The following is a 25,905-nucleotide window of genomic DNA, read 5'->3' as shown; positions in this document are numbered from 1 at the left end:
CAGTGTAACCGGATTGCGATACGAGACCGTCTCGTATCGTAAAGAAATCCGGCCCGCGTCCGCCGCGGCACATGGCTGTGAGATGAAACGATTCCCACCTCTCCCCTTTCCCGACCGTGTTCCCGGGTGCACCATGGGAACGGATCCGGGGACGCCGTGAGGGCGCCTCGAGACGACTCACAGGAGCCAGTGCAATGACGCATGTCCAGCAGGCCTCCGACAGCAGCAACCCCAAGGCGCTGTACGGCGGAACGCAGCAGCGGCGCATCACCGTGCGGGACTTGGCCGCCGCCAAGGAGCGCGGCGAGAAGTGGCCCATGCTCACCGCGTACGACGCGATGACCGCGTCCGTCTTCGACGAGGCGGGCATACCCGTCCTGCTCGTCGGGGACTCGGCGGGCAACTGCCACCTCGGCTACGAGACCACCGTGCCCGTCACCATGGACGAGATGGCCGTGCTCTCCGCCGCCGTCGTCCGCGGCACGAAGCGGGCGCTGGTCGTCGCCGACCTGCCCTTCGGGGCGTACCAGGAGGGCCCGGCACAGGCCCTGCGCAACGCCACCCGGCTGGTGAAGGAGGCCGGGGTGGGCGCGGTGAAGCTGGAGGGCGGCGAGCGCTCGCTGCCCCAGACCGAACTGCTCGTCCAGGCGGGCGTCCCGGTGATGGCCCACCTCGGCCTGACCCCGCAGTCGGTCAACGCGCTGGGCGGCTACTACGTCCAGGGCCGCGGCGACGAGGCGGCCCACCGGCTGCTGCGCGACGCCAAGGCCGCCCAGGACGCGGGCGCCTTCGCGGTCGTCCTGGAGATGGTCCCGGCCGAACTGGCCGCCGAGGTCACCCGCTCGCTGCACATCCCGACCGTCGGCATCGGCGCCGGCGCCGAGTGCGACGCGCAGGTCCTGGTCTGGACGGACATGGCGGGCCTGACCTCCGGCCGGCTGCCGCGCTTCGTCAAGCGGTACGCCGAGCTGCGCGAGGCGCTGGGCGGCGCGGCGAAGGAGTTCGCGCGGGACGTGGTCGGCGGTGCCTTCCCGGCCGAGGAGCACTCCTTCCACTGATTCCGCCGGCCGGCCGGTCCACCGGCGGCCCGCCGACGGCTCCTCCGCCCGTCGGCGGGCCGCCGACCGCCTGCCGGTGCGCCGTCGGCCGTCTGTCGGCGGTGACCGCCAGCCTGGCCGCACGACACGACGAGAGACGACCTCCGTGGAGGTGCGCGGGCTGGTCAAGCGCTTCGGCGCCACCCGCGCCCTCGACGGGGTGGACCTGGAAGTCCGGCAGGGCACCGTGCTGGACGTGCTCGGCCCCAACGGAGCGGGCAAGACCACCCCGGTGCGCTGCCTGGCCACCCTGCTGGCCCCGGACGCCGGAACCGCCGCCGTGGCCGGGTACGACGTGGTGCGGCAGGCGAGGGCGCTGCGCCCGCCCCACGTCCAGCAGACCGGCCTCCGGCTCGCCGCGCCACAGCGCCAGCGCGTCCGCCAGCAGCCCGGCGGCCTTCCCCGCCTCCCCGCCGGCCAGCGCCCGGGTGCCCTCCCCCACCAGGTGCTCGAAACGGAACACGTCCACGTCCTCGCGCTCGGCGGCGAGCCGGTAGCCGCCCTCCACCGAGAGCACGGCCTGTCCGCCCAGCGTCCGCCGCAGCCGTCCGACCAGCGCCTGGAGCGCTCCCACCGGATCGGCGGGCTCCGGCACGTCCCACCACACCCGTTCCACCAGCGTGCCCGCGGTGACCGTCCGCCCGCCCGCGAGCGCCAGCGCGGCCAGCAGCGCCCGCAGCCGCGTGCCGCCCACCGGCACGGCGGTGCCGTCCTCGCGCAGCACCCGTACGGTCAGCTCGTGTCGACAGCGCACCCGGCCATTGTCTCCTGCCGTCTCCTGCCGTCCCCCGCTGTCTCCTGCTGTCTACCGCCCCCGGCCCCGTCCCGGCCGTCCGGTACGGTCAGGGTCCATGAGCGCGACGCACACTCACAGCGGCAGACGGATCAGCCCCATATTCCTGGGACTTCTCGCTGTGACGGGGGTGTCGGCCTGGGGAGTGTGGGCGGGCTTCGCGGCCCAGCCCGGTTTCGCGGTGTTCCTCTTCGTCACCTCCGCCTGGATCGTCTCGCTGTGCCTGCACGAGTACGCGCACGCGCGTACCGCGCTGCACGGCGGCGACATCTCCATCGGGGCCAAGGGCTACCTCACGCTCAACCCGTTCAAGTACACCCACGCCCTGCTGAGCATCGTGCTGCCCGTGCTGTTCGTGATCCTGGGCGGAATCGGCCTGCCCGGCGGCGCGGTGTTCATCGAGCGCCACCGCATCCGGGGCCGGGTCAAGCACAGCCTGATCTCCGCCGCGGGCCCTCTGACGAACGCGGTCCTGGCCCTGGTGCTCACCGCGCCCTTCTGGCTGGGCCTGCTCGACGGCACGCCGGTGGCGTTCCGCTGTGCGCTGGCCTTCCTGGCGATGCTCCAGGTCACGGCCGCGATCCTGAACTTCCTGCCGGTGCCCGGCCTGGACGGTTACGGCGTCCTGGAACCGTGGCTGTCCCACAAGGTCCGCCGCCAGGTGGAACCGTTCGCCCCCGTCGGCCTGATCGCGGTCTTCGCCTGCCTGTGGATCCCGGAGGTCAACGCCGTGTTCTGGAACGGCGTCGACTCGGTCATGTCGGCACTGGGCGTCTCCGAGGCGGAGACCCACTTCGGCCTGGAGTACTTCCGCTTCTGGGAGGGCGACCCCGAGTTCGTCGTCATTCCCGACTGAGGCCGTCGTTCGCCCTGGCCACGGCCTGCTCCAGCCTGGCGCGCCGCACGTAGTACCAGGCCATGTTGGACGCCAGTCCGGCCATCAGGATCCAGACGATCCCCACCGGCCAGCTGCCCCTGGCGAAGGACACCACCGCGGCGACGAGGGCGAGGCCGCAGACGGCCAGGGCGAACAGGGACAGCCGGGGCTTGGGGGCCATGGGGCGGGCTCCAGACGGTACGAGCAGTGGTACGACACGCCCATTGTCCCCCATGCGCCCGCCCGGCCCCTCCCCGTCCCGCAGCCGGGCAGTGAGGGACCCGGCCCGACGGTGGGGGTCCCCCGTACCGAAGCCGGCCCGCGGTCGGGCGACGGGCGGGAGGGGACGGGGAGGGGCGGGTGCTCCGGACCGGCCCGTACTCCACTCGCGCCCGCCACCGCACCCCGCACCGCCCGCTCAGATGTCCGTCAGCCGCACCCCCGCGTGCGCCTTGTACCTCCGGTTCACCGAGATCAGGTTCGCCACGAGCGACTCCACCTGGTGCGCGTTGCGCAGCCGCCCCGCGAAGACCCCGCGCATTCCCGGGATGCGCCCCGCCAGCGCCTGCACGATCTCGCAGTCGGCCCGCACCTCCCCCAGCACCATCACATCGGTCTCGATCTCCTCGACCTCCGGGTCCTGCAGCAGCACGGCCGACAGGTGGTGGAAGGCGGCGGTCACCCGGGAACCGGGCAGCAGCGCGGCGGCCTGCTCGGCGGCGCTGCCCTCCTCCGGCTTCAGGGCGTAGGCGCCCTTCTTGTCGAAACCGAGCGGGTTGACGCAGTCCACGACGAGCTTGCCCGCCAGTTCCTCCCGCAGGCTCTCCAGAGTGGCGGCGTGCCCCTCCCAGGGCACCGCGACGATCACCACATCACTGCGGCGCGCGCACTCGGCGTTGTCCGCGCCCTCCACGCCGAGTCCCAGCTCCTGCGCGGCGGCCCGGGCCCGCTCGGCGGCCCGCGAGCCGATGATCACCTTCTGCCCGGTCCGGGCCAGCCGGTACGCCAGGCCGCGCCCCTGGTCGCCGGTGCCGCCCAGCACACCGACCACCAGGCCGGAGACGTCCGGCAGCTCCCAGGGGTCCTTGGCGGGGGCCTTCCTCGGTGCGCCCTGGGCGGCGCCGGCGGTCTGTGCGGATACGTCGTTCGAAGTCATGCCCCGATCCTGCCAGCCCCGGGACGGACACCTGTTACCGGGGAGTAGCGACACGCCCCTCACCCGTCTCCGCCACCCGTCGCGCACCGCACCCGGCCTCCGGCGCCGTACCCGCCGCGCCCCGTCAGGAAGCCGTGCCGACCACCCCACGGACCGGCTCCCGGCCCCGTTCCCGCACGGATTCCAGGGCCGCGTCCAGGGCCGCCTCCCGGCCCTCCGCATGGATCGGGCCGGTGGTGTCGGACAGCCGGGCGCCCCGGCCGCCGTGCCGGAGGAGGACGATCTCCGCGGCGATGGACACGGCCGTCTCCGCCGGGTCGGTGCCGCCCAGGTCGAGCCCCACGGGGGAGTTCAGCCGGCTCAGCTGCTCGTCCCCCAGCCCCGCGGCCCGCAGCGCCGCCGCACGGCGCTCGACGGTGCGGCGGGAGCCCAGGGCACCGACATAGGCCAGTTCCACCCGCAGTGCGGTCCGCAGCAGGGGGATCTCGAACTTCGGGTCGTGTGTCAGTGAGACGACCACGGTACGGGGGTCGGTGCGGCCCGCCGCCACCTGCCCGGCGAGATGGCGGTGCGGCCAGTCCACGACCACCTCGTCCGCCTCCGGGAACCGCTCGGGGACGGTGAACGCGGGGCGGGCGTCGCAGAGCGTGACCCGGTAGCCGAGCAGGACCCCCTGCCGGACCAGGGCCGCACCGAACTCACCGGCTCCGTAGACCAGCATGCGGGGCGGCGGCACCAGGCAGTTGACGAACACCCGCGGTCCGCCCGCGGGACGGACCGTACCGCTGCGGCCCCGCGCCAGCAGGCGGCGGGCGGCGGCGGCGATCCGCTCGTCGAGATCCGGACGGCCGGTGCCGCCGGCCGTCCCGTCCGCCCAGCAGACCAGGCGGCGGCCCCCACTCCCGCCCTCACCCCCATCCCCGTGCCCGTCCGCACCCTCACCGTCGAGGACGGTGGCCAGGGCGACGGCCGTCCCCGCGCGCATCCGGCCCAGCAGGGCGCCGAGTTCGGGAAAGGTCTCCCGGTCGACGCGCTCGACGAGTACCTCGATCGTGCCGCCGCAGGTCAGGCCCACCGCGGCCGCGTCGTCATCGCTCACGCCGTACCGCTCGAGCACGGCGGTGCCGTCCTGCACCACCTGCCGGGCCAGGTCGTACACCGCGCCCTCCACACAGCCGCCCGACACACTGCCGGCGGACTGCCCGTCCGGGGTGACGAGCATGGCCGAGCCCGGCGGGCGGGGGGCGGAACCGAAGGTGGACACGACCGTGGCGAGCCCGACCGCCTCACCGGCCTCCCACCGCCGGTGGAGTTCGTGCCATGTCTCATACCGCGTGCCGTCCATCAGCGCTCCAGAGCTCGAATGATCTTGTCCTGGGTGATGGGCAGATCACGGATGCGCGCCCCGGTGGCGTGATGGACGGCGTTGGCGATGGCCGCCGTCATGCCCGTCATCGGGGTCTCCCCGAAGCCGCGCGCTCCGAGTGCTTCGCTGGTCGGATCGGGTTCGTCCACGAAGATCGCCTGGACCTCGGGGATGTCGGCGTTCACCGGCACCAGATAACCGGAGAGGTTCGGGTTGACGATCCGTCCCAGATTCGGGTCGACCAGGGTGTGCTCGCCGAGGGTGAAGCCGACAGCCCAGACGAAGCCGCCGACGGCCTGGCTGCGGATCGTCCTGCGGTTGAGGATCCGGCCCGCGTCGAACGCCCCGAGCATGCGGGTCACCCGGACCTGCCCGAGCCGGGGGTCGACGCGCACCTCGGCGAAGACGGCGCCGGTGGAGTAGCCCGGGGCCATGGAACCTGGTTCGGTGGTGATCTCCACGGGCTTGCCGTGACGGCGCAGGACCGTGCGCACCCCGGTGCGGCGCCGGGGCTCGTCGGTGACGAAGAGCCGGCCGTCCTCGACGCTGATCCGGCCCGCGGGGACACCGTGCAGCGGTGAGCGCGCGTCGGCGACGGCGATCTCGATCAACGCCCGCCGGGCCCGGGTGCAGGTCCGGTTGACGGCGCCGCCGACGCCGGGGACGGTGGCCGACGCCGCGGAGATGAAGGCGAAGGGGAAGTCGGTGTCGCCGAGCTGGAAGGTGACGTCCTCCATCGGCAGGCCCAGGACCTGGGCCGCCAGCTGGGTCATCACCGTGTAGGTGCCGGTGCCGATGTCGTGGGTGGACACCTGGATCACGGCCCTGCCCTCCGTGGACACCACGACGCGGGCACCGGCTCCCGGCCGCCCGCCCGCCGTGTGGGCCGCCGTGGCCATGCCCCAGCCGATCAGGTCACCGCCGTCGCGCATCGAGCCGGGCCGGGGGTCGCGCCGGTCCCAGCCGAACGCGGCCGCGCCGCGGCGGTAGCACTCCAGGAGGTGCTTGCTGCCGAAGGGTTCGCCGTTCTCGGGGTTGTCGCGGGTGTGGTTGCGCATCCGCAGTTCGACCGGGTCCGTCCCGAGCGCCTCGCTCAGCTCGTCCAGGGCCGACTCCAGGGCGTGGGAGACGACGGCCTCCGGGGACCTCATGAAGCTCGGCGCCGGCAGGTCGAGGCGGACGGCCCGCTGCACGACGCGCACGTTGGGGCAGGCGTAGAGCATCCGGGTGGACTCGCTGGTGGAGAAGATCTCCTCCTCGGTGCGGGAGACCTGCTGGGTGGTGACGTGCTCGACGGCGGTGAGCGTGCCGTCCCTCCTGGCTCCGATCCTGATGCGCTGGTGGGCCTCGGCCCGGTGGCCGATGGAGGTGTAGGTGTGGGCGCGGGACAGCACCAGCTTGACCGGCCGCCCCACCTCCCGGGCGACGGCGGCGGTGAGCACGGTGTGCGGCCACACCGGCCCCTTGCCGCCGAACCCCCCGCCCAGGTAGGGGGAGAGCACGCGGACGTTCGCCACGGGTACGCCGGTCGCCTCGGCGACGGCCGCCCTGGTGGCGTTGGCGCCCTGGGCCGACTCGTACAGCGTGACCCGGTCGCCCTCCCAGACGGCGGTCGTCGTGGACGGCTCGATGGGGTTGTGGTGGTGCATGGGGCTGGTGTACTCGGCGTCGATCCGGACGTCGGCCTCCGCCAGGCCCGCGGCCGAGTCGCCACGGGAGATCTCGTTCTCGCCTCTCAGGCCGCGTGGCGGCACATAGGCGTCGTCCATGCCGGCGGCGAGGACGACCCGGGGCCGTCCCGCGTCGTAGGCGACGTCGACGAGCGTCGCCGCGTGCTGGGCCTGCTCCAGCGTCTCGGCCACGACGTACGCCACGGGCTGGCCGCTGTGGTGGATCTCCGCGTCCTGCAGGGGAAGCACCCGTTTGAGAAAGGCCGCACCGGGCGAGGCGGGCCGTGTCAGGCGGGGCATGGTCAGATGGGTCAGGACGGCGATCACTCCGGGGGCGCGTTCGGCGCGCCGGGTGTCGATACGGGCGACGCGGCCCGTCGCGACGGTGCTGGTCACCAGGAACCCGTGCGCCGCCCCGCGGACGCGGGCGTCGGCGGCGTAGCCGGCCGCGCCGGTCACCTTGGCGCGCCCGTCGACCCGTGGGACCGGGCTGCCCACGATCCGGCTCATCGCCCACCTCCGAAGTCGTCGAGGACATCGGCGAGTGCGCGCTGCACCAGTTCGACCTTGAAGGCGTTGTGCTCGCGCGGTCTCGCGCCCTGGACCAGTGCCCGGCCGGCGGCCCCGGCGGCCCCGGCGGTCAGGGCACGGCCGCGCAGCGCCTCCTCCGCTGCGGCCGAGTGCCACGGCCTGGGGGCGATACCGCCGAACGCGAGCCGGACGTCGGTCACGGTGCGCCCGCGCAGGGTGAGGGCTGCGGCCACCGAGACCACGGCGAACTCGAAGCCGGCGCGGTCGCGCAGCTTGAGGTACCGGGAGGAGCGGGCCAGCGGGGTGACGGGGATCTCGACTCCGGTGATCAGTTCGCCGTGCCGCAGGTTGGTCTCCCGGTGCGGGGTGGCACCGGGAAGGCGGTAGAGGTCGTCGAGGGCCAGGGTGCGCCGGCCGTCCGGTCCGAGGGTGCGGACGCGGGCGTCCAGCGCGCGCAGCGCGACCGCCAGGTCGGAGGGGTGCACGGCGATGCAGTGGTCGCTGCCGCCGAGGACGGCGTGCCAGCGGTTCTGCCCGTCCAGGGCGGGGCATCCGCTGCCCGGGTCGCGCCGGTTGCAGGGGAAGCCCGGGTCCCGGTAGTACCAGCAGCGGGTGCGCTGCATCAGGTTCCCGCCGATGGAGGCCCGGTTGCGTATCTGGGGGGAGGCGGAGGCGAGCAGCGCCTCGGCCAGGGCGGGGAACCCCTGCCGGACCACCGGGTGGTCGGCGACGTCTCCCATCCGGGCCGTGGCCCCGATGAGCAGCCGCCCGTCGCGCAGGGCGATCTCCGACAGGGGCAGGCCGTTGACGTCCACGACGAGGCCGGGAGCGAGTGCCTGGTCCTTCATGAGGTTCAGCAGCTCGGTGCCGCCTGCCACGAACGAGCTTCCCGGGCGGGCCGCGACCGCGCCGACGGCGGTGGAGGCCCGGGAGGTGCGCAGGTAGTCGAAGGGCTTCACCGCCGGCTCCCCTTCCCGCTCCCCTTCGCGGCGTCGCGCACCGCGTCGACGATGTTCGGATAGCAGCCGCAGCGGCAGAGGTTGCCGCTCATCCACTCGCGGATCTCCGCGTCGGATCCGGTGTGGCCCTCCTCGACGCAGGCGACGGCGGACATGATCTGTCCCGGTGTGCAGAAGCCGCACTGGAAGGCGTCGCGCCGGACGAACGCCTCCTGGACGGGGTGCAGCCGGTCACCGCGGGCCAGGCCCTCGACGGTGGTGATCTCCCGGCCGTCCTCCATGACCGCCAGGGTCAGGCAGGACTTGACGCGGCGGCCCTCGACCAGGACGGTGCAGGCGCCGCACTCGCCGCGGTCGCAGCCCTTCTTCGTCCCCGTCAGTTCCAGGCGTTCGCGCAGCGCGTCCAGGAGGGTGACCCGGGCCTCGACGGTGAGCCGGCGGGCCCGGCCGTTGACATGAAGGGTGATGTCCGCCGCCGGCCCGGCGGCCGCTCCTCCTCCGGCGGTGTCGCCGAGCGCGGGCGCCGCTGCGGCGCCGGGGGCCATCAGCGCGGCCGTGGTCACGCCACCGGCCTTGAGGAAGCCGCGGCGCGTCCTTCCGGGCGGGGACGTTCCGTCTTCCGGTGGTGCTTCGCTCACGGGATTCTCGGGCACGGGTCTCCTCCTGGTGGTCCGTGGTCCCGCGCGTGCCGGGGCGTCACGTACCGGTACGCGCGCTGGGGGCGGGAGCTGGGCTGAGGTGGACATGCGGCACCGGGGGCCCGTGCGGGGAGGCGACACCCACCGGCGCTAACACCGATAATGCAAGCACGGTAACAGTGGAAGGTCAAGGCGCTACCGGCCGTCGGATATCATCGGTATCCATGGGCGAGAACGGCAGGAACAGCGGGAACAGCGGGAACAGCGAGACCAAGATCCCCACCGGGGAGCGGATCGTGCGGGCCGCGGTGTCACTCCTGGAGGAGGGCGGGCGCGAGGCGGTCTCCACCAGGGCGGTCAGCGCCGCCGCCGGAGTGCAGCCGCCCGCCATCTACCGGCTGTTCGGGGACATGCGGGGGCTGCTCGACGCGGTGGCCGAGTACGGCATGGCGGACTACCTGCGGGTCAAGACCACCCGGGAACGGCTGCCCGACCCGGTGGACGACCTCCGCCGGGGCTGGGACCTGCACATCGATTTCGGGCTGGCCCACCCCGCGCTCTACACCCTGATGTACGGCGACCCCCGGCCGGGCGAGCGCTCTCCCGCCGCCCGGAAGGCCGACGCGGTACTGCTGGGCCTCGTCGAGCGGGTGGCCGAGGCCGGGCGGCTCCGCCTCGGGGTGGAGCGGGCGGCCCACATGATCCACTCAGCGAGCTGCGGGGTGACCCTGACCCTGCTCTCCGCCGCCCCCGAGGAACGCGATCCGGACCTGCCCCGGCTCACCCGGGAGGCCGTCCTCGCCGCGGTGACCACCGACGGCGGGGGCGCTTCCGGGACCGGGACCAGGCCCGGGCCTGGGGACGGAGCCGGTGGCACCTCGCCGGTCAGCCACGCCGTCGCGCTCCGGACCGCCGTGTCACGCCTCGACGTCCTCAGCCCCGGTGAGGCGGCCCTGTTCGCCGAGTTGCTGGACAGGATCGCCCGCTCCGAGGGGTGAGGGCGCCGGGCGCGAGATGCGGTGAGTGCGGGTGCGTGCGGGGGTCGGGGCCGGTCCGGGGTGTCCGGAACGGCCGCCCCTCCCCGTCCCCTCCCGCCCGTCGCCGAGTGCACCCCGGCGCGACTGCGGCACCCCCGGGCCCGTGCACACGCAGACGGGTACGCCTGCCGTGCGCTACGGCGCGTCGTCCCCGCGCGGCGTGGACGGCTCGGACCAGCGGGGGTCGTTCTCCCACTGGGCGTTCCGCTCGCGGGCGGTCTCCATCGCGCGCTCGGCGTCCGCGCGGGAGGCGTACGGTCCCATGCGGTCCTTGGCCGGGCACTCCGGGCCCTCCTCGACCTTGTGGTGCTCCAGGCAGTAGAACCACTCGCCGGGCCTGCCCGTCTTCCTGCGCTTGAAGAGTGCCATGCCCCTCATGCTGCCCCGGAGCGGCGCCCGCTATCACGGTTAGACTCGCGCACATGTCTGGCCAGTCACTTCTTGTTCCGGGCACGCTCTCCCCGAGGCGTACCGTGCCCGCCGCCATCCCCCGACCGGAGTACGTCGGCAAGGACGCCCCGGCGCCCTACACCGGGCCGGAGGTACAGGACGCCGAGACCGTCGAGCGGATGCGGATCGCCGGCGGCGTCGCCGCCCGCGCCCTGGCGGCGGCCGCCGAGCACATCGCCCCCGGGGTGACCACCGACAAGCTGGACGAGGTGGCGCACGAGTACCTGTGCGACCACGGCGCGTACCCCTCGACCCTGGGGTACCGGAAGTTCCCCAAGTCGCTGTGCACCTCGGTCAACGAGGTCATCTGCCACGGCATCCCCGACTCCACCGTCCTGCGCGACGGCGACATCGTGAACCTGGACGTGACCGCCTACCTCGGCGGCGTGCACGGCGACACCAACGCCACCTATCTGTGCGGTGAGGCGGACGAGGAGTCCCGGCTGCTGGTGGAGCGGACGCGCGAGTCGCTGAACCGGGCGATCAAGGCGGTCCGGCCGGGCCGCCAGATCAACGTCATCGGCCGGGTCATCGAGTCGTACGCCAAGCGCTTCGGTTACGGGGTGGTCCGCGACTTCACCGGGCACGGCATCAACACCTCGTTCCACTCGGGGCTGATCATCCCGCACTACGACGACCCGCGCGCGACCACCGTGATGAGGCCGGGCATGACGTTCACCATCGAGCCGATGCTGACGCTGGGCACCCACGAGTGGGAGATGTGGCAGGACGGCTGGACGGTCGTCACCCGGGACCGGAAGCGGACGGCACAGTTCGAGCACACCCTGGTGGTGACCGACTCGGGAGCGGAGATCCTGACCCTGCCGTAGCTTTCCGGCAGGTCGTCGGCAAGGCATTGACTTAGGCTAGCCTAAGTCAAGAAAATCATGGCGCGGCGCCGCCACCCGGCCGGCGCCTCCTCGTGCCCCACGGTTCCGGAGGTCCTCAGTGGTCGCGCCCGCCATGGTCCCGTTCTCCACCCTCATCCGCACCGCCTCCCAGGAGCAGCACACGGAGGCGGAGACCTCCGCCTTCATGGGCGACCTGCTGGGCGGCAGGCTGGGCCTGGAGGCGTACGTCCGCTACACGGAGCAGCTGTGGTTCGTGTACCGCGCCCTGGAGGACGAGGCCGGCCGACTCGCGGACGATCCGGTGGCGGGGCCGTTCCTGCGGCCCGAACTGGCCCGCACCGAGGCGCTGGAGAGGGACCTGGCGCATCTGCGCGGCGGGCGGCCGGGCCGGGCACCCCTGCCCGCCACGGCCGCGTACGCCGGGCGGATAACCCAGGTGCGCCGGGAGTGGCCGGGCGGGTACGTCGCCCACCACTACACCCGCTACCTCGGCGATCTCTCCGGCGGCCAGATCATTCGCGGCACCGCCGAGCGGATCTGGGGCTTCGCACGCCGGGGCGACGGTGTGCGCTTCTACACCTTCGAGGAGATCGCCAACCCGGCCGCCTTCAAACGCGAGTACCGGGCACGGCTGGACGCGATCCCGGTGGACGAGCCGGAGAAGCAGCGCATCGTCGAGGAGTGCCGGCACGCCTTCGCGCTGAACACCGCCGTCTTCCGGGAGCTGGGCGAGGAGTTCGCGCACGGCGCGTGACCGGGCCGGCGGGCGGGGCGCGGGCGGCGATCCGTGTCCCACCCCTTGACGTGGCGCGGTGACGGCTGTTCATTGGGAGCGCTCCCAATCCATCCCCTCCGAGAAGCCCGCCAACGGAGGACATCGTTGTCAGAGCAACATTGTCATGCACCGGCTCACTGGAGTGCCCCATGAGACCACGCACCGCCCGTACGACCGCCGCCGGGGGATTAGTCCTCGGTCTGGCGCTCTCCCTGTTCGGCCCGGGCCCGGCCGCCACCGCCACCCCGCGGGACGCCGCCGACGCTCCCGGCCTCCGCGTCGAGGACGGCCGGCTGCTGGAGGCCAACGGGAACGACTTCGTGATGCGGGGCGTCAACCACGCCCACACCTGGTTCACGAACGAACTCGACTCCCTGTCCCACATCAAGGCCAAGGGCGCCAACACCGTCCGCGTCGTCCTCAGCAGCGGCGACCGCTGGACCCGCAACGACGCCTCCGACGTGGCGAACGTCGTCTCCGAGTGCAAGGCCAACCGCCTCATCTGCGTGCTGGAGGTGCACGACACCACCGGCTACGGCGAGCAGGAGGGGGCGGTCACCCTGGACCGCGCGGCCGAGTACTGGATCAGCGTCAAGAGCGCGCTGGACGGCCAGGAGGACCACGTCGTCGTCAACATCGGCAACGAGCCGCACGGCAACAACGGCTACGAGCGCTGGGCCGCCGACACCTCCGGCGCCATCCGCAAGCTGCGCGATGCCGGCTTCGACCACGCCCTGATGGTGGACGCGCCCAACTGGGGCCAGGACTGGTCGAACACCATGCGCGACAACGCCGCCTCGGTGTTCGAGTCCGACCCCGACCGCAACACGATCTTCTCCATCCACATGTACGGGGTCTACAACACCGCGGCCAGGGTCCAGGACTACCTGAACTCCTTCGTCAGCGCCGGACTTCCCCTCGTCGTCGGCGAGTTCGGGCACGACCACTCCGACGGCAACCCGGACGAGGACGCCATCCTGGCCACCGCCGAGCGGCTCGGCCTGGGCTACCTGGGCTGGTCCTGGAGCGGCAACGGCGGCGGCGTCGAGTACCTCGACATGGTCGAGAACTTCGACCCGAACGCCATGACCCCCTGGGGCGAGCGCCTCTTCGACGGCCCGGACGGCATCGCCGCGACCGCGAAGGAGGCCACCGTCTACGGCGGCGGCCCGGGCGAGGACGACACCACTCCCCCGTCCCGCCCCGGCACCCCGACCGCCTCCGAGGTGACCGCCACCGGCGTCACCCTGTCCTGGGCCGCCGCCACGGACGACACGGGGGTGGCCGGGTACGAGGTCGTACGCGTCGACGGCGGTTCCGAGACCACCGTGCGGACCGCCACCGGCACCTCGGCCACCGTCACCGGGCTGAGCCCCGCCACCTCCCACACCTTCGCCGTGTACGCGAAGGACGCGGCGGGCAACCGCTCCGAGCGGTCGGCCACCGTCACCGTCACCACCCGCGAGGACGGCGGCCAGGAGGCCGCCTGCTCCGTCGGCTACGAGATCGTCGGCGAGTGGCCGGGCGGCTTCCAGGGCAGGATCACCGTCCACAACACCGGCACCGCCCCCATCGGGGACTGGACGCTGGGCTGGCGGTTCGCGGACGGCCAGACCGTCACCAACATGTGGGGCGGCACCACGAGCCAGAGCGGCGGCGCGGTCACCGTCCGGCCCGCCCCGTACACCGCGGACATCGCCCCGGGCTCGAAGGTGACCATCGGCTTCACCGGCACCTGGAACGGCAGCAACGGCAGCCCCGCCGCCTTCACGCTCAACGGCGGCGCCTGCTCGGCCTCCTGACGGCCGGACCTCCGGAACCGCACCACGGGACGGCGGATCCACGGGGCCGCCGTCCCGCGGTGCGCGGCCGTCCGGCCCGGTACCGGCGTCCGGAGGGTCCCGGGCAGCGGTAGGGTTCGCTCCGACGAACCGTCCGGGAGGGGTCGAGGAGAAGTGCGGACGAAGGCGCGCGGCCGGCGGGCCGCGGTGGCGCTGGCGGCGGTGGCGGCGGTGCTGACGGGAGCGCCGGGCTGCATCACGGTGCACGGCGAGGAGGCCGTCGTACCGGCGACCACCGAGGCCGAGGCGGAGAAGGTCCTCGAACACTTCACGGAGACCAACAACGAGGCCAACCGCACCCACGACGCCGAGCTCAACGCCACCATCGAGACGGGCGCGCTGGGCGCCATCGACCAGGCCGGGCTGCGGGCCCGGCACACCGCCGACCCCGGCGGCGAACCCGGCCACGAGCCGCTGGAACTGACCGACCCCCGCTTCCTGATACCGCGGCAGGCGGGCTGGCCCAAGTTCTTCGTCGCGGACACCGCCAGCAACCGCAGCCCCGGCAAGCGCTGGCTGCTCGTCTTCACCCGGGGCGGCATCGACGAGGACTGGAAGGTGTCGTACCTGGCGGTGCTGAACGAGGCGGCGGTGCCGGACTTCGCCGAGGACGGCGAGGAGTACGTCGAGGAGGTCCCGACCGGCGAGACCGCGAAGCTGGCCGTCGCGCCGCGGGACCTCAGCCGCGGCTACACCGACTACCTGCGCGAGGGCGGCGACACCTTCGCGGCGGGCCCGCTGACCAGCGGACTGCGCGAGGAGCGGAAGAAGAACTCCGACTCCCCCGGCGCCCGCACCGAGTGGGCCGACCTGCCCGCCGAGGACGCCCGGTTCGCCCCGGTGGGGCTGCGCACCGAGGACGGCGGGGCGCTGGTCTTCTTCACCTCCCACCACCAGATGAAGCAGACCGTCGCCGAGGGCTTCGAGCCCCAGGTGAAGGACCCGCTGCTGCGGGCGCTGCTGGAGGGCGAGCCCGAGCAGTCGGTGACCTACGTCCGCGTCGCCGTCCAGGCGGCGTCCGTCCCCGCCGCCGACGCCGCCGACCCGAAGGTGACGGTGGTCTACCGGCTCCAGGGCGTGACAGCCCTCAAGGGCGGCTGACCGGCGGGACGGAGACGGAAGGCCGGCCGCCGGGGAGGTCCGCCGGAAACCGGCGGTGTCCACGTACGGCGCCGGCGGCCCGGGCCCGCGGGGGCGCCATGAGCCGGTGGGCCCCCGGCCTCACGGGAGGGAACAGCTAGCGCACCGGCCAGGCCGCCGGGTCGTGGCCCGGCTCCTCCTCCGCGTGGGCCGCGCAGGCGTCCGTCAGGGCCTCCAGCAGTGTCAACGGGTCGGGCAGCGGACGCTCCGGGGCGCGCAGCCAGCCGACCGAGGGACCGCCGGAGTCGTCGCCGGGCAGCCGCGCGGGCGGTACGAGGACGTAGCTGCCGCGGCAGTGCCAGCGCAGCCCGGGGTGATCGTCCAGGGTCTCGGGATGGCAGTCCAGCTCGCAGGGCCACCACTCGTCCTCGTCGTCCGGGGTGCCGCGGGTGGCGGTGAAGAACAGCATCCGGCCCGACCACGGCTCTTCCCCGCACACCGCCACCGGACCGACCTCGACGCCCTCGGCCTCCAGCCGCTCCAGTGCGGCTCGCCCCGCGTCCAGCGGCACGTCCAGCACGTCGTGGGCGCGGCCGGTGGCGGTGACGAAGTTCGCCAGCGGCCGGCCGGCGGCCCACCGGGCGATCCGCTCGGGGTCGGTGGTGGCCTCCGTCTGCCAGGCGAAGGAGACGGGGTGGCGGCCCGGCGTGGGGCAGCCGATGCGGTCGCAGGAGCAGCCGTAGCCCTCGGGGTGCGCGGCGGGTGCCAGCGGGAACCCCGCGGCGGCGGCGTTCAGCAGCAGATCCTCGCGGTGACGGGCCGCTTCCTGCGCGGCGCTCGTCCGCGCGTCGTCGCGGGAGCGTCGGCGCAGCCACCGGGAGAACCTGCTTTCGCTTTCCATCTACCGCCTCACTCGCGACCGGGGACCACTGGCATCCGAGGGTGACTCCGAGAGTACGGAACGGGGTGCCCGCAGCCGGGCGGATTCCGGATAACTCGTTCCAGGGAACTCGGATGCCACCCTTCCATCCTGCATCCTCCGGTGCCGTGAGCGGGCGGCCGGGGGTGGTCGCGTATGTCACCCCGGTGTCACCGGGGCCCCTCCGGCCGGGCGGTGGCCGTCCCGTTCACCGTTCCCCGGTGCCGTCCCGCCCGCCGTCCCGGGCCTCGCCCCAGGCGTCGCCCCAGTCGGCGTCCCGGGCGGCCCGGTAGCCCGCGCCCTGCCGCTTGGTGACGGTCTCGCGCCGCAGCCCGCCCCGCTCCGGGTCCGGTCCGGCGCACAGTTCCAGCAGCACCTGACCCTTGCGGATCTGCGGCTTCCGCACGATCCGCGCCCCGGCGGGCACACCGCCCGCACCGCTGTCCGTACCGCCGTCCTCGCCGGGCCGGACGGCGGCGACGTAGGAGAACTTCTCGTCCTCGTACGCCAGCGAGCCGCCCTTGACCTGCCGGTGGAGGGAGGAGCGGCTGATCCGGGCGGCGAAGTGGCACCAGTCCGCGGCCGGCTCCATGGGGCACCCGGCGCTGTGCGGGCAGGGCGCCAGGACGCGCAGCCCGGCGTCGATCAGCCGCCCGCGCGCCTCGATGATCCGCCGGTAGCCGTCCGGGGTGCCCGGCTCGACGACGACCACGGCCTCCCGGGCCGCCGTCGCGGCGGCGTCCACCAGGGCCCGGCGGTCGTCCTCGGCCAGCTCGTTGAGGACGTAGGAGACGGTGACCAGGCCGGCCTCCGGCAGCCGGGTGCCCGCCCCGATCCGCTCGCGCCGCCACCGCGCGCCGCGCAGCGCGGCCGGGCCGGCGGCCGCGGCCAGCTCGCGGCCCACGGCGAGGGCGGGCTCGGCCCAGTCCACGACGGTGGTCTCCCGGACGCGGCCGCCGCTCGTACCGCCGCCGTCACCGAGGACGGCGGCGGCCGCCCAGACGGCCGCGCCCGTACCGCCGCCCACGTCCAGGTGGCTGTCCGGGTCCAGGCCCGGCGCCCGGTCGGCGAGCGCCGCCAGCGCGGCGCGGACCGCGCCGAAGGTGGCGGGCATCCGGTAGGCGGCGTAGGCGGCGACGTCCGCCCGGTCCCGCAGGACGGGCGCGTGGGTGGGGACCTTCCCCCGGTAGCTGCCGATCAGCCGCTCGACGGCCCCGGCCGCCTGCCTCGGCGGCAGCCCGTCCAGCAGGCCGGCCAGCGCGGCGCGCAGCTCCTCGTCGGTGCGGCGGGAGGCGGCGGGGCGGGGGGCGGCGGGGCGGGGGGCGGTACGGGGGTCGGACACCCGGAAAGTGTAGGCGGGCGCGGGCCCGCCCCCGTACGGCCGCCCGGCGGGCCCGCGCCCGCCTACGGTCGGTGCTCCGTGGTCTCGGTGGTCTCGGTGGCCGCCCGGGTGGTGCGGCGCCGTCCGGTGACCTGCGAGGCCGGCAGTCGTCCGGCCCGGGCGGTGCCGGCCAGGCGGTCGCCGGTGACCGTCACGGCGAAGGCCAGGTTCAGCCGCAGGGGCCTGGTGACGGCCTGCTTCCAGGTGAGCCGGTCGCCGTCGAGGACGACGTCGTCGAGCGGAACCTCCTCCCCCGCCCCGCGGGCGGTCCCGGTCAGGGCGCCGTCCCGGCGCAGGAGTTCGAGCACGGCCTTGATCCTGCCGACGGGGGTGGCGACGGACAGGTCCCAGGTGCCTTCGACGGACATGTTCCCCCTTCCTGACGGTGCCGGACGGGACACGTGCTCAGAAACCGGCGGGCACCGGGCCCTGCCGGCGCCAGACGGTGCCGCGGCGCTCATGGGCGAACAGTTCCTCGACGGCGTGCGCGATCCGGGGGCCCACCTCGCGCTCCAGCAGATAGAGGCCGAGGTCGAGCCCGGAGGTGACGCTGCCGGCGGTGACGAGGTCGCCGTCGTCGACGATGCGGGCCCTCACCGCGTGGACGCCGGTGGCGTCGAGCATGTCCAGGCCGAGGTGGTGGGTGGTGGCACGGCGGCCCTCCAGCAGACCGGCCATGGCCAGGACGAGTGAGCCGCCGCACACCGCGGCGACCGTCACCCGCGGATCCTCCACCGCCGCCGCCAGCAGCTCGGGCAGCCCGGTGGTCAGGGTGCGGCCCAGCAGCACGGGGATGAACTCGTCCCGCCGCCACTCCCCGGCGTCCGCGCCCGCCTCCTGGTCGGGGACCTCGCCGGGCTCACCGACACGGCCCGAGGCACCGGGCACCACGACCACGCCCCCACGCCCGGGGTCGAGCGCGGCGGTGGCGCGCAGCGCCAGACCCCCGGTGCCGCTGACCACCTCGCGCGGCCCCTCGGCGGAGACCAGTTCCACGCTCACCGCGCCGCCGGAGGCGGTGCCGCCGGCGTACAGCACCTCGTAGGGGGCGATGGCGTCGAGCGGATCGAAGCCGTCGAACAGGACGATCTGGGCGTGCATGGAGGCTTCCTCCGGGTACGGCGGGCCCGGTCCGTTCCGGGATCGCCCCCGACGCTAGGCGGCCGCCGTTCCCTCTCCCAGTGGCGTTGACGACACCTTCCGACGGGATAGTGCCATGCCCTGCGTGCGGCGCGTCCGGGCTGCTCGAAGCGGGGGAACCGAGGCACCGGGACTCGTCCGGGCGTCCCGCGGGCGGGTACCTTCCGGCCATGCACACCGTCGCCGTCCTCGCGCTGGACCGGGTGATCCCCTTCGACCTGTCCACCCCGCTGGAGGTCTTCGGCCGTACCCGGCTGCCGGACGGCCGCCCCGGCTACCGGATCCGCGTGTGCGCGGAGCACCCGGAGACCGACACGGGCGCCTTCACCCTGCGCGCGCCCTGGGGACTGGAAGGGCTCAGGGGCGCGGACACGATCATCGTGCCCGGCACCACCGCCCCCACGGCCCCGCTCGCGCCCGCCGTCCGCCGCGCGCTGCGGGCGGCCGCCGGGGAGGGCACCCGTATCGCCTCCATCTGCTCGGGCACCTTCGTCCTGGCCGCCGCCGGGCTCCTGGGCGGCCTGCGGGCCACCACCCACTGGAACGCGGCCGGCCTGCTGGCCGCCGCCCACCCGGACATCGAGGTCGACCCGGACGTCCTGTACGTCGACAACGGGCAGTTCCTCACCTCGGCCGGCGCCGCCGCGGGACTGGACCTGTGCCTGCACCTGATCCGCCGCGACTACGGCTCGGCCGTCGCCGCCGACGCCGCCCGGCTGTCCGTCATGCCCCTGGAACGCGAGGGCGGGCAGGCCCAGTTCATCGTCCACGACCATCCGCCGGCCCCGCACGGCTCCGTTCTCGAGCCCCTGCTCGGCTGGCTGGAGGACAACCTGGAGGCCGACCTCACCCTCGCCGACATCGCCGCCCACGCGGGGGTCAGCACCCGGACCCTGATACGCCGCTTCCGCGAGCAGACCGGCACCACCCCGCTCCAGTGGCTCCACCGCGCCCGCGTCCGCCGGGCCCAGCACCTGCTGGAGACCACCCGGCAGTCCGTCGAACGCATCGGCGCCCAGGTGGGCTTCGGCTCCCCCACCGCCTTCCGGGACCGCTTCAAGCGCGTCACCGGCGTCAGCCCCCACGCCTACCGCCGTGCCTTCGGCTGACGCGGCACTCCCCGGGCGGATCAGGCCGGGACGCGCAGCAGTCCGGCCGAGACGGCCCACAGCCGCTCGGCCGCCGCGGGGTCGAGCGCCCACCGCTTGACGGCGTGCGGGTGCTCGGCGGGGTCGGTGTCGTCGGGCACGGTGTGCGCCTCGCGGGCGTCGTCGAGGTAGTGCCCGCCGTTGTTCGCGAACTCCGGTGCCACCGCGGCGACCAGGGTCGTGGCCGCGCCCTGCTGCACGGTCTTGTACCTGAAGACCCCCGCCGCCTCGTGCCGGGCGAACTCCTCGTGCAGTTCCCGCGGGAAGTGCCGCTGGAGTCCGGTGGAGATCCCGCCGGGGTTGACGGCGTTGGCGGTGATCCCGTCTCCGGCCCACCGCCGGGTGGCCTCGACCGTGAACAGGACGACGGCCGTCTTGGACTGCCCGTAGGCGAGCATCGGGTCGTAGGGCCGCCGGTGGAAGTGGATGTCGTCGAAGTGCACCGGCGAGTACATGTGCCCGGCGGAGCTGAGCGCCACGACGCGCGAGCCGCCGCGCTCGGCGGCACCGGCGGCGAGCGCGCCGTGCAGTCCGAGGGCCAGGGCGAAGTGGCCGAGGTGGTTGGTGGCGAACTGCAGTTCCCAGCCCTCGGCGGTGCGTGTCTCAGGGGTGGCCATGATGCCCGCGTTGTTGATCAGCAGATGGAGGGGGCCGCTCCAGTCGGCGAGGAAGCGGCCGACCGAGCTCAGGTCGGCCAGCTCGAGGTGTGCGACACGGATGCCGTCGTTGCCGGTCGTCGCGGTCAGGTCCCGCGCGACCCGCGCGCCGGCCTCCGTGTCGCGCACCGCCAGGGTGACCTCGGCTCCGGCGCGGGCCAGCGAGCGGGCGGTCTCGACGCCGATGCCGGAGGCGGCACCGGTGACGACGGCACGGGTGCCGGAGAGGTCGATCCCCGCCACCACCTCGTCCGCGGTGCTCTGCGCGGTGAAGGCCGTGGTGATCGGGGAGGGAGAGACGGACATGGGTGACCTCCGAAAGGAAACAAACTAGTTGGTTACTTCTCTTCGACGGTAGGGCACTCCCGGCACCCGGTCAAACAAACCGGTTAGTTACCCTGGAGGCATGAGGGACGCACAGGCCACCCGCCGCCGCCTGCTCGACGCGGCCGCCGCCGAGTTCGCCGCCCACGGGATCGCCGGCGCCCGCGTCGACCGGATCTCGGCCGACGCCCGGGTGAACAAGGCGCAGATGTACGCCTACTACGGCAACAAGGACGGTCTCTTCGACGCGGTCTTCGAGGACCACGTCGAACAGATCGTCCATGCCGTGCCCATGACGGCCGAAGACCTCCCCGGCTACGCCACCCGCCTCTACGACGCCTGCCTGGCCCGCCCCGAGCTGGTCCGGCTGGCCGCCTGGGCACGCCTGGAGCGCGTGCCCACCGGCCCCCTGGTGACCGGCACGGACGCCCGGAGCGCGCACAAGCTGGCGGCGATCGCCGCGGCGCAGCGCTCCGGGCACATCGATCCGTCCCTCGACGCAGCCGATGTGCTCTCGATCGTCACGGCGATGGCGCTGACCTGGTCACCGGCCGGTCTGATCCACGCCGCCGCCCCGGACGAGCCCGAGAGCGAGCACGAGGGCCGGCGCCGCGCCCTCGCCCGGACCGTGCGCCGCGCCTTCGCCCCCGAACCCGAACCCGAACCCGGAACTCCGGCGCGACCGGCGCCGTAACGCCCCGCGGCACCGGGACCCCGCCTCGCTGATGACGACCTCCTCGCCCGTGGCGACCTCCTCCGGGCTCCGGGGGGGTGCGTCTTGGCCTCGTGCACGTTGTACCGGTGGGCGGCTGCCACGGCTGCCTCGCAATGCGGTCACCGGGTGGAACGACCTGTGGGCCGGCCCTGGCCCGGCCGTCCCGCCGTCCGCCTCCCGCTCCGGCGGGCCGGAGCGGGAGGCGGTCATCACCTTCCCCGGGCGCGGCGCCGGGCCCCGGCCGACACCGGGGTGACGGGACGGCCCGCGGGGCCGTTCAGCGGGTCTGCGCCCATACGGTCAGCAGGCTCACCGCGGTGGCGCCCGCGCCGTAGCAGGCGCCGCGCAGGAACTGGTCGGCCGCGACGTTCCGGCGCCGGACGGCCCACCGGACCCAGCCGCGTGCCGCCCGGCGGCAGCGGGTCCGCCGGGACGGGACCGGCGGTTCCTCTCCAGCGGCCCCCGGTGGGGTGGGGTGCGTTCCCATGCTCAGCGTCTTCTCCTCCGTGTCGTGGCCTGTCGTGGCCTGTCGTGGTCGTGGAGCGGCGTGCCCGGCGGATTAGCCGACGGGCAGCGGCAGTTCCCCCGGGGTCTGCGCGGGGCGGATCTCCTCGAAGGAGATTTCGCCGTCGGGGCCGGTGCGGACGCCGTGGACGGCGGGCTCGGGCAGGCTGTTGTAGTGGAAGGGCGTGGAGAAGTAGTACGCGCCGGTGTCCGGCAGGACGACCAGGTCCCGGGGCGCCAGTTCCGGCAGGGCCCGGTCGCGGGCCAGCAGGTCGCCGGCGAAGCAGGCCGGCCCGGCGACGTCCTGCCGCACCGGCGCCCCGTCCTTGGCGCGGCCGTCGGGGCGGTGCGCCTCGATGCGCAGCGGCCAGGAGTCCGGGGCGAACACCGTCCGGGTGGCGACCTGCACCCCGGCGTGGGTGATCGCGACGGGACGGCCGCCCGCGTGCTTGGTGTACTCGACGTACGCGGCGGTGAAGCCGTTCTTGGCCAGCACCGAGCGCCCGAACTCGGTGACGATCTCGTACTCGCCCTCGAACAGCGCCGGCGCGTGCGCGCGCAGGGCGGCGGCGTAGTCGCCGAAGCCGGGCCGGACCTCGTCGTCGGCGAAGTTGACCGGCAGCCCGCCGCCGATGTCGATGCCGGTCACCTGGCGCCGCCCGAGCCGGCGGTTGACCTCGTCGGCGAACGCCGCGGCCTGCGCGACGCCCCGGGCGATCAGCTCCAGCGGGCAGCCCTGCGAGCCGGTATGGGTGTGCACCCGGGTGAGCCAGGGGTGGTCCCGGTAGGCCGCCAGCAGCTTCTCGCGGCTGCCGGGGTCCGTCAGGGGGACGCCGAACTTCGAGTGCCGGGTGGCGGTGCTCATCGCGTCGATCGTCCCGCCGCCGAGCTGGGGGTTGACGCGCACCCCGATCGGCGACCGGGAGGAGCCGCCGTCGAGGAGGGCGGCGATCCGCACCAGCTCCTGGAAGCTGTCGGCGTTGACCGCGACGCCCGCCGCCAGGGCCCAGCGCAGTTCCGCGACGGTCTTGGCCGGGGAGTCGAACACGATCCGCTCCGGCGGGAAGCCGGCCGCCACCGCGCGGGCGAGTTCCCCGGCGGTGGCGGCCTCACAGCCCATGCCGAGGCGCTCCAGTTCCGCCAGGACGGGCACCAGGGAGTTCGCCTTGGCGGCGAAGGCGTGCAGGACGCGGGCCGGGCCGGGGAACGCCCGGTGCAGGGACCCGACCGTCGCGGCGACCCCGTCGAGGTCGACGAACCCGGCCAGCACGGCCCGCTCGGGGTGCAGCAGGCCCTGCGCCACGGCGGCCCGCAGGACGTGTTCGCGCCGGGCGGCGGGAGAGAGGACGGGGTCGGGGGCGGGGAGGTCGGTCATGGCACGCCTTCCGGTGCGGGTTCCTCGGCCGGTGTCCCCGGCCCGGCTACCCGGCCGGACGGCCGGGTACCGCACCAGGCTGCCCCCGGGCACGGGGAGGCGTCTTCGTGGCACCTTCCGAGATGCCGCGGCGGAGGCCGTACGACCGGGCAGCCGTACGGGGCGCGGCCCGCCGCCGCTGTGCGCGGCGACGAAGCGGGGCCGCTTCCGTGGTGGCGGCGGACAACCGGCCGCTCAGCCGCCGCCGAGCAGCCGGAGCTGGAGGTGTGCGAGCAGTCGGGCGTCGGGGTCGGCCAGGTCCAGCCCCGACACCTCGGTGATCCGGCGGAGCCGGTAGCGCAGGCTGTTGGGGTGCACGCCCAGCGCCCGGGAGGCGGCGGGCACGTCGCCGAAGTGGTCGAGGTACGCCCGCAGGGTCGCCACCATGGTGCCGCCGTTGCCGTCGTCGAGCGCCGCCAGCCTGGCCACGGGGGTCTGCGGCGGCAGCGGCAGCCCGTCGAGGGCGTCCCGCACCCGGGCCAGGGCGACCCGTTCGGCCACCTGGCCCACCCGCGCGACGGTACGGGACTCCCCCGGCGCCAGCAGGGCCCGCAGCGCGTCCTCGGCCGACCGGCGGGACTCCGGCAGCTCCGCCGGTTCCGCGACCACCTCGCCCAGCCCGATTCGCACATCCGCGCCGAACGCGGCCGACACCTGCTCCACCAGCGACCTGCCCAGTCGCGCCGCCTGCTCCTCGGCACACCGCCGGTCGGCGTCCAGACCGCCCAGCACCACCAGCGTCCGGCGGCCGTTCAGCGGGACGGCCACCGTCCGGTGCCGGTGGGCGGCGCAGTACAGGGCCAGCAGCCCGTGCAGCCGCGCATCCCCGTCACCGTCGTCCCCGCCCCCGTTCCCGTTCCCGTCCGGGCCGGCGTCACGTACGGAACCGGTGCGCACCGCCAGGACCGCGCAGTTCCCCCGTACCGGCAGTCCGGCCCGCTCGGCCAGCACCCCGGCCGGGCCGCGCCCCTCCAGCAGGGCGCGGGCCGCGTCCTCGGCGAGTCGCTCGTGCCCGCCGCGCGTGCGGTGGTGGAGCAGGTGGGCCGCGGCCGACCGGGCCGCGGCCCGCAGGGCGTCGGCGGCACCCGGCGCCAGCGGCCGGCCCTCGGCCGCCACCCAGATCGAGCCCAGCACCTCGCCGCCCGCCCGGACCGCCGCGACCAGCCGCTCGGGGTTCTCCCCGCCCGCCGGCCGGTGCAGTACGTCCCCCGCTCCCCACAGCGCCCGGAAGAAGCCGTCCTCCCGCATCGCCTCGACCCGCCACCGGGGCACCCGGCGGCCCAGGACGGTCAGCCGCCGCAGCTCGTCCACGTCCCCTTCCGTGGCGGAGTGGGCGAGCACCCGCGACTCGGTGTCCTCGATCGTCACCGCCCCGCCGACCAGCGCCGCCACCGCGTCGGCCAGCCCGTTCAGATCCCCCGGCGGCACGGCCGCCGTCCGCGGGTCGGGCGGGACGCCCACCGAGGCCAGCCCGGCCCGCAGCACGCTCACCAGCCGCGCCCAGGGGCACCACGCCGTGCGCAGCAGCACCGCGACACCGGCCTCCTCGGCGGCCGTCCGCAGCGCCGGGGGCGGCTGCCGCCCCGAGGGGCCCGGACCGAACACCACGGCCGCCGCACCGGCACCGCCCGCCCGGCGCACCACGTCGACGGCGACGGCCGACTCCGGATCCACCCCGACCGCCAGCACCAGTTCCCCCGGGCCCGTCCCGGGCTCCAGCCCGTCCAGCACGGTCACCCCGGCGACCGCCGCCCCCGGGCCGCGCGGCGCCGCGCACAGCTCCAGCGCCCCGGCACCCACCACCGACAGCAGCCCCTCCAGCGTGACCCGCGCCGCCCCGGCGGCACCCTCCCCCGGTAACGCGTCCGTCCCCACCGCTCCCCCTCCCGGCATCACCGCAGCACCCCCGGACGGCAGGTGACGCCATAAATACGTAGAGTAATGCAGAGCCCGGTGCCCGGATCAGGAATTTGGCCGGAAGCAGCGGCCGTGCCCCTCATGTCCCGCCCGGCGGGCGTTTCCCGACGGCACGTCATGGCGCTACGGTGCGTGGTGCACACCTCACGGCACGGAAGGGGGACAGGGATGCTGGAGCAGGCGCTCGTGGCGCTGGCCGCCGCCGGCGGCACGGCGGTGGTGCAGGCGGCGGGCACGGACGCGTGGACGGGCCTGCGGGCCGCGGTGGCCCGCTGGTTCGGCCGGGGCGACGGACAGCGTGAGCGGGCGGAGCTGGAGCGGCTGGACCGCACCGCCGCCGAGTTGGAGGCCGCCGGAGCCACCGAGGAGGCGGCGGACGAGCGCATCGCCCAGCAGGTCGCCTGGCAGACGCGCGTCATGCGCCTGTTGGAGCGGCTGGACGAGAACGAACGCGAGAGGGCCGCCGAGGATTTGCGCGCCCTGCTGGCCCGCCACGTCCCAACCGGTGGCACGTCGGTCGGCAGGGACGGGACAGCCGTCGGCGGGGACGTCCATATCAGCGCCACAGACGGATCCGCCGCCGCCTGGCAGATGGGGGACGTCTCCTTCGGAAACCCTCGGTCGCCGGGGTCGGCCCAGGGCTGACCGATCCCGGCACCACCGCAC

The 25,905-nt window shown here is 74.6% G+C and carries 25 protein-coding genes and 2 pseudogenes; 11 read left to right on the top strand and 16 right to left on the bottom strand.

Annotation, left to right across the window (positions count from 1 at the left end; translation table 11 throughout):
• The first annotated feature begins 194 nt into the window (after nt 1-194).
• Together panB and V1L54_RS10900 are read left to right on the top strand one after the other, a co-directional pair.
• The gene (gene panB, locus V1L54_RS10905; RefSeq protein WP_330117724.1) at nt 195-1,058 is read left to right on the top strand and encodes a 3-methyl-2-oxobutanoate hydroxymethyltransferase; all 864 of its coding nucleotides are present in this window, start codon (nt 195-197) and stop codon (nt 1,056-1,058) included.
• A 145-nt stretch (nt 1,059-1,203) separates the two neighbouring features.
• Nucleotides 1,204-1,419: pseudogene (locus tag V1L54_RS10900) on the top strand (ATP-binding cassette domain-containing protein); the annotation flags it as partial.
• Nucleotides 1,420-1,440: 21 nt separating this feature from the next.
• Here the strand turns inward: V1L54_RS10900 and V1L54_RS29455 are convergent.
• Nucleotides 1,441-1,560: pseudogene (locus tag V1L54_RS29455) on the bottom strand (BTAD domain-containing putative transcriptional regulator); the annotation flags it as partial.
• Between the two features lie 388 nt (nt 1,561-1,948).
• On the opposite strand from V1L54_RS29455, the gene V1L54_RS10890 reads away from it, so the two are divergent.
• Nucleotides 1,949-2,746, top strand: coding sequence for a site-2 protease family protein (locus V1L54_RS10890; RefSeq protein ID WP_330117723.1), 798 nt, complete (start codon nt 1,949-1,951; stop codon nt 2,744-2,746).
• On the opposite strand, the gene V1L54_RS10885 is transcribed toward V1L54_RS10890, so the two are convergent.
• The 6 genes from V1L54_RS10885 to V1L54_RS10860 all read right to left on the bottom strand — a co-directional run bounded on the left by V1L54_RS10885 (nt 2,733) and on the right by V1L54_RS10860 (nt 9,102).
• On the bottom strand, nt 2,733-2,948 hold the full coding sequence (locus tag V1L54_RS10885; protein ID WP_330117722.1) for a hypothetical protein: 216 nt from the start codon (nt 2,946-2,948) through the stop codon (nt 2,733-2,735). The two genes, V1L54_RS10890 and V1L54_RS10885, sit on opposite strands and share 14 nt — an antisense overlap.
• 237 nt (nt 2,949-3,185) lie before the next feature.
• Nucleotides 3,186-3,923 carry an NADPH-dependent F420 reductase gene (npdG, locus tag V1L54_RS10880; protein WP_330117721.1) on the bottom strand — a complete coding sequence of 246 codons (738 nt, stop codon included), beginning with the start codon at nt 3,921-3,923 and terminating at the stop codon, nt 3,186-3,188.
• Nucleotides 3,924-4,047: 124 nt separating this feature from the next.
• Complete coding sequence (locus V1L54_RS10875) at nt 4,048-5,268, bottom strand: XdhC family protein (RefSeq protein ID WP_330117720.1); 1,221 nt, start codon at nt 5,266-5,268, stop codon at nt 4,048-4,050.
• The gene (locus V1L54_RS10870; protein WP_330117719.1) at nt 5,268-7,469 is read right to left on the bottom strand and encodes a xanthine dehydrogenase family protein molybdopterin-binding subunit; all 2,202 of its coding nucleotides are present in this window, start codon (nt 7,467-7,469) and stop codon (nt 5,268-5,270) included. The genes V1L54_RS10875 and V1L54_RS10870 overlap by 1 nt, the downstream gene beginning before the upstream one ends.
• Nucleotides 7,466-8,449 carry an FAD binding domain-containing protein gene (locus tag V1L54_RS10865; RefSeq protein WP_330117718.1) on the bottom strand — a complete coding sequence of 328 codons (984 nt, stop codon included), beginning with the start codon at nt 8,447-8,449 and terminating at the stop codon, nt 7,466-7,468. Before V1L54_RS10865 ends, V1L54_RS10870 begins: the two co-directional genes overlap by 4 nt.
• The gene (locus tag V1L54_RS10860; protein ID WP_330117717.1) at nt 8,446-9,102 is read right to left on the bottom strand and encodes a (2Fe-2S)-binding protein; all 657 of its coding nucleotides are present in this window, start codon (nt 9,100-9,102) and stop codon (nt 8,446-8,448) included. Before V1L54_RS10860 ends, V1L54_RS10865 begins: the two co-directional genes overlap by 4 nt.
• Nucleotides 9,103-9,311: 209 nt before the next feature.
• Between V1L54_RS10860 and V1L54_RS10855 the strand changes: the two genes are divergently transcribed.
• Complete coding sequence (locus V1L54_RS10855) at nt 9,312-10,085, top strand: TetR/AcrR family transcriptional regulator (protein WP_330117716.1); 774 nt, start codon at nt 9,312-9,314, stop codon at nt 10,083-10,085.
• Nucleotides 10,086-10,259: 174 nt separating this feature from the next.
• Here V1L54_RS10855 and V1L54_RS10850 read toward each other — a convergent pair whose 3' ends face one another.
• Entirely contained in the window at nt 10,260-10,493 is a 234-nt protein-coding gene (locus V1L54_RS10850) for a hypothetical protein (RefSeq protein ID WP_330117715.1), read from the bottom strand.
• Nucleotides 10,494-10,546: 53 nt separating this feature from the next.
• Between V1L54_RS10850 and map the strand changes: the two genes are divergently transcribed.
• The 4 genes from map (at nt 10,547) to V1L54_RS10830 (ending at nt 15,142) form a co-directional block, all read left to right on the top strand.
• Nucleotides 10,547-11,404 carry a type I methionyl aminopeptidase gene (gene map / locus V1L54_RS10845; protein ID WP_330117714.1) on the top strand — a complete coding sequence of 286 codons (858 nt, stop codon included), beginning with the start codon at nt 10,547-10,549 and terminating at the stop codon, nt 11,402-11,404.
• A gap of 133 nt (nt 11,405-11,537) precedes the next feature.
• Complete coding sequence (locus V1L54_RS10840; RefSeq protein WP_330117788.1) at nt 11,538-12,179, top strand: biliverdin-producing heme oxygenase; 642 nt, start codon at nt 11,538-11,540, stop codon at nt 12,177-12,179.
• A gap of 170 nt (nt 12,180-12,349) precedes the next feature.
• Nucleotides 12,350-14,002, top strand: coding sequence for a cellulase family glycosylhydrolase (locus V1L54_RS10835; RefSeq protein ID WP_330117713.1), 1,653 nt, complete (start codon nt 12,350-12,352; stop codon nt 14,000-14,002).
• 153 nt (nt 14,003-14,155) lie between these two features.
• A complete protein-coding gene (locus V1L54_RS10830; protein ID WP_330117712.1) occupies nt 14,156-15,142 on the top strand; it encodes an SCO2278 family lipoprotein in 987 nt (328 codons plus the stop codon).
• Nucleotides 15,143-15,278: 136 nt separating this feature from the next.
• Here the strand turns inward: V1L54_RS10830 and V1L54_RS10825 are convergent, their stop codons facing one another.
• The 4 genes from V1L54_RS10825 to V1L54_RS10810 all read right to left on the bottom strand — a co-directional run bounded on the left by V1L54_RS10825 (nt 15,279) and on the right by V1L54_RS10810 (nt 18,522).
• Nucleotides 15,279-16,022 carry a bifunctional DNA primase/polymerase gene (locus V1L54_RS10825; RefSeq protein WP_330117711.1) on the bottom strand — a complete coding sequence of 248 codons (744 nt, stop codon included), beginning with the start codon at nt 16,020-16,022 and terminating at the stop codon, nt 15,279-15,281.
• 226 nt (nt 16,023-16,248) lie between these two features.
• On the bottom strand, nt 16,249-17,310 hold the full coding sequence (locus V1L54_RS10820; protein WP_330117787.1) for a small ribosomal subunit Rsm22 family protein: 1,062 nt from the start codon (nt 17,308-17,310) through the stop codon (nt 16,249-16,251).
• A 134-nt stretch (nt 17,311-17,444) separates the two neighbouring features.
• On the bottom strand, nt 17,445-17,789 hold the full coding sequence (locus V1L54_RS10815; RefSeq protein WP_330117710.1) for a hypothetical protein: 345 nt from the start codon (nt 17,787-17,789) through the stop codon (nt 17,445-17,447).
• A gap of 37 nt (nt 17,790-17,826) precedes the next feature.
• Nucleotides 17,827-18,522, bottom strand: coding sequence for a DJ-1/PfpI family protein (locus V1L54_RS10810; protein WP_330117709.1), 696 nt, complete (start codon nt 18,520-18,522; stop codon nt 17,827-17,829).
• Between the two features lie 209 nt (nt 18,523-18,731).
• Here V1L54_RS10810 and V1L54_RS10805 point away from each other — a divergent pair, with 209 nt between their 5' ends.
• A complete protein-coding gene (locus V1L54_RS10805; RefSeq protein ID WP_330117708.1) occupies nt 18,732-19,670 on the top strand; it encodes a GlxA family transcriptional regulator in 939 nt (312 codons plus the stop codon).
• Nucleotides 19,671-19,690: 20 nt separating this feature from the next.
• On the opposite strand, the gene V1L54_RS10800 is transcribed toward V1L54_RS10805, so the two are convergent.
• On the bottom strand, nt 19,691-20,671 hold the full coding sequence (locus V1L54_RS10800; RefSeq protein ID WP_330117707.1) for an SDR family NAD(P)-dependent oxidoreductase: 981 nt from the start codon (nt 20,669-20,671) through the stop codon (nt 19,691-19,693).
• Between the two features lie 100 nt (nt 20,672-20,771).
• Here V1L54_RS10800 and V1L54_RS10795 point away from each other — a divergent pair, with 100 nt between their 5' ends.
• The gene (locus V1L54_RS10795) at nt 20,772-21,383 is read left to right on the top strand and encodes a TetR/AcrR family transcriptional regulator (protein WP_330117706.1); all 612 of its coding nucleotides are present in this window, start codon (nt 20,772-20,774) and stop codon (nt 21,381-21,383) included.
• Nucleotides 21,384-21,681: 298 nt separating this feature from the next.
• Here the strand turns inward: V1L54_RS10795 and V1L54_RS10790 are convergent, their stop codons facing one another.
• From V1L54_RS10790 to V1L54_RS10780, 3 genes are all read right to left on the bottom strand, one after another.
• Entirely contained in the window at nt 21,682-21,891 is a 210-nt protein-coding gene (locus V1L54_RS10790) for a hypothetical protein (protein ID WP_330117705.1), read from the bottom strand.
• A gap of 72 nt (nt 21,892-21,963) precedes the next feature.
• Complete coding sequence (locus V1L54_RS10785) at nt 21,964-23,283, bottom strand: type III PLP-dependent enzyme domain-containing protein (RefSeq protein WP_330117704.1); 1,320 nt, start codon at nt 23,281-23,283, stop codon at nt 21,964-21,966.
• Between the two features lie 234 nt (nt 23,284-23,517).
• On the bottom strand, nt 23,518-25,197 hold the full coding sequence (locus tag V1L54_RS10780; RefSeq protein WP_330117703.1) for a PucR family transcriptional regulator: 1,680 nt from the start codon (nt 25,195-25,197) through the stop codon (nt 23,518-23,520).
• A gap of 210 nt (nt 25,198-25,407) precedes the next feature.
• Between V1L54_RS10780 and V1L54_RS10775 the strand changes: the two genes are divergently transcribed.
• Nucleotides 25,408-25,884, top strand: coding sequence for a hypothetical protein (locus V1L54_RS10775; protein WP_330117702.1), 477 nt, complete (start codon nt 25,408-25,410; stop codon nt 25,882-25,884).
• Nucleotides 25,885-25,905 lie beyond the last annotated feature (21 nt).

The organism is Streptomyces rubellus (assembly GCF_036323805.1).
Taxonomy (GTDB): Bacteria; Actinomycetota; Actinomycetes; order Streptomycetales; family Streptomycetaceae; genus Streptomyces.
Note: the sequence above shows the minus strand (reverse complement) of the source record. Positions and strands in the feature narration are given on the sequence as shown.

Coding starts and splice junctions, on each gene's coding strand:
- V1L54_RS10855 (WP_330117716.1), top strand. CDS start 9,312: ATGGGCGAGAACGGCAGGAACAGCGGGAACAGCGGGAACAGCGAGACC.
- V1L54_RS10840 (WP_330117788.1), top strand. CDS start 11,538: ATGGTCCCGTTCTCCACCCTCATCCGCACCGCCTCCCAGGAGCAGCAC.
- V1L54_RS10875 (WP_330117720.1), bottom strand. CDS start 5,268: ATGGACGGCACGCGGTATGAGACATGGCACGAACTCCACCGGCGGTGG.
- V1L54_RS10870 (WP_330117719.1), bottom strand. CDS start 7,469: ATGAGCCGGATCGTGGGCAGCCCGGTCCCACGGGTCGACGGGCGCGCC.
- V1L54_RS10800 (WP_330117707.1), bottom strand. CDS start 20,671: ATGTCCGTCTCTCCCTCCCCGATCACCACGGCCTTCACCGCGCAGAGC.
- map (WP_330117714.1), top strand. CDS start 10,547: ATGTCTGGCCAGTCACTTCTTGTTCCGGGCACGCTCTCCCCGAGGCGT.
- panB (WP_330117724.1), top strand. CDS start 195: ATGACGCATGTCCAGCAGGCCTCCGACAGCAGCAACCCCAAGGCGCTG.
- V1L54_RS10885 (WP_330117722.1), bottom strand. CDS start 2,948: ATGGCCCCCAAGCCCCGGCTGTCCCTGTTCGCCCTGGCCGTCTGCGGC.
- V1L54_RS10850 (WP_330117715.1), bottom strand. CDS start 10,493: ATGGCACTCTTCAAGCGCAGGAAGACGGGCAGGCCCGGCGAGTGGTTC.
- V1L54_RS10825 (WP_330117711.1), bottom strand. CDS start 16,022: ATGGAAAGCGAAAGCAGGTTCTCCCGGTGGCTGCGCCGACGCTCCCGC.
- V1L54_RS10795 (WP_330117706.1), top strand. CDS start 20,772: ATGAGGGACGCACAGGCCACCCGCCGCCGCCTGCTCGACGCGGCCGCC.
- V1L54_RS10810 (WP_330117709.1), bottom strand. CDS start 18,522: ATGCACGCCCAGATCGTCCTGTTCGACGGCTTCGATCCGCTCGACGCC.
- V1L54_RS10815 (WP_330117710.1), bottom strand. CDS start 17,789: ATGTCCGTCGAAGGCACCTGGGACCTGTCCGTCGCCACCCCCGTCGGC.
- V1L54_RS10890 (WP_330117723.1), top strand. CDS start 1,949: ATGAGCGCGACGCACACTCACAGCGGCAGACGGATCAGCCCCATATTC.
- npdG (WP_330117721.1), bottom strand. CDS start 3,923: ATGACTTCGAACGACGTATCCGCACAGACCGCCGGCGCCGCCCAGGGC.
- V1L54_RS10775 (WP_330117702.1), top strand. CDS start 25,408: ATGCTGGAGCAGGCGCTCGTGGCGCTGGCCGCCGCCGGCGGCACGGCG.
- V1L54_RS10785 (WP_330117704.1), bottom strand. CDS start 23,283: ATGACCGACCTCCCCGCCCCCGACCCCGTCCTCTCTCCCGCCGCCCGG.
- V1L54_RS10805 (WP_330117708.1), top strand. CDS start 18,732: ATGCACACCGTCGCCGTCCTCGCGCTGGACCGGGTGATCCCCTTCGAC.
- V1L54_RS10790 (WP_330117705.1), bottom strand. CDS start 21,891: ATGGGAACGCACCCCACCCCACCGGGGGCCGCTGGAGAGGAACCGCCG.
- V1L54_RS10835 (WP_330117713.1), top strand. CDS start 12,350: ATGAGACCACGCACCGCCCGTACGACCGCCGCCGGGGGATTAGTCCTC.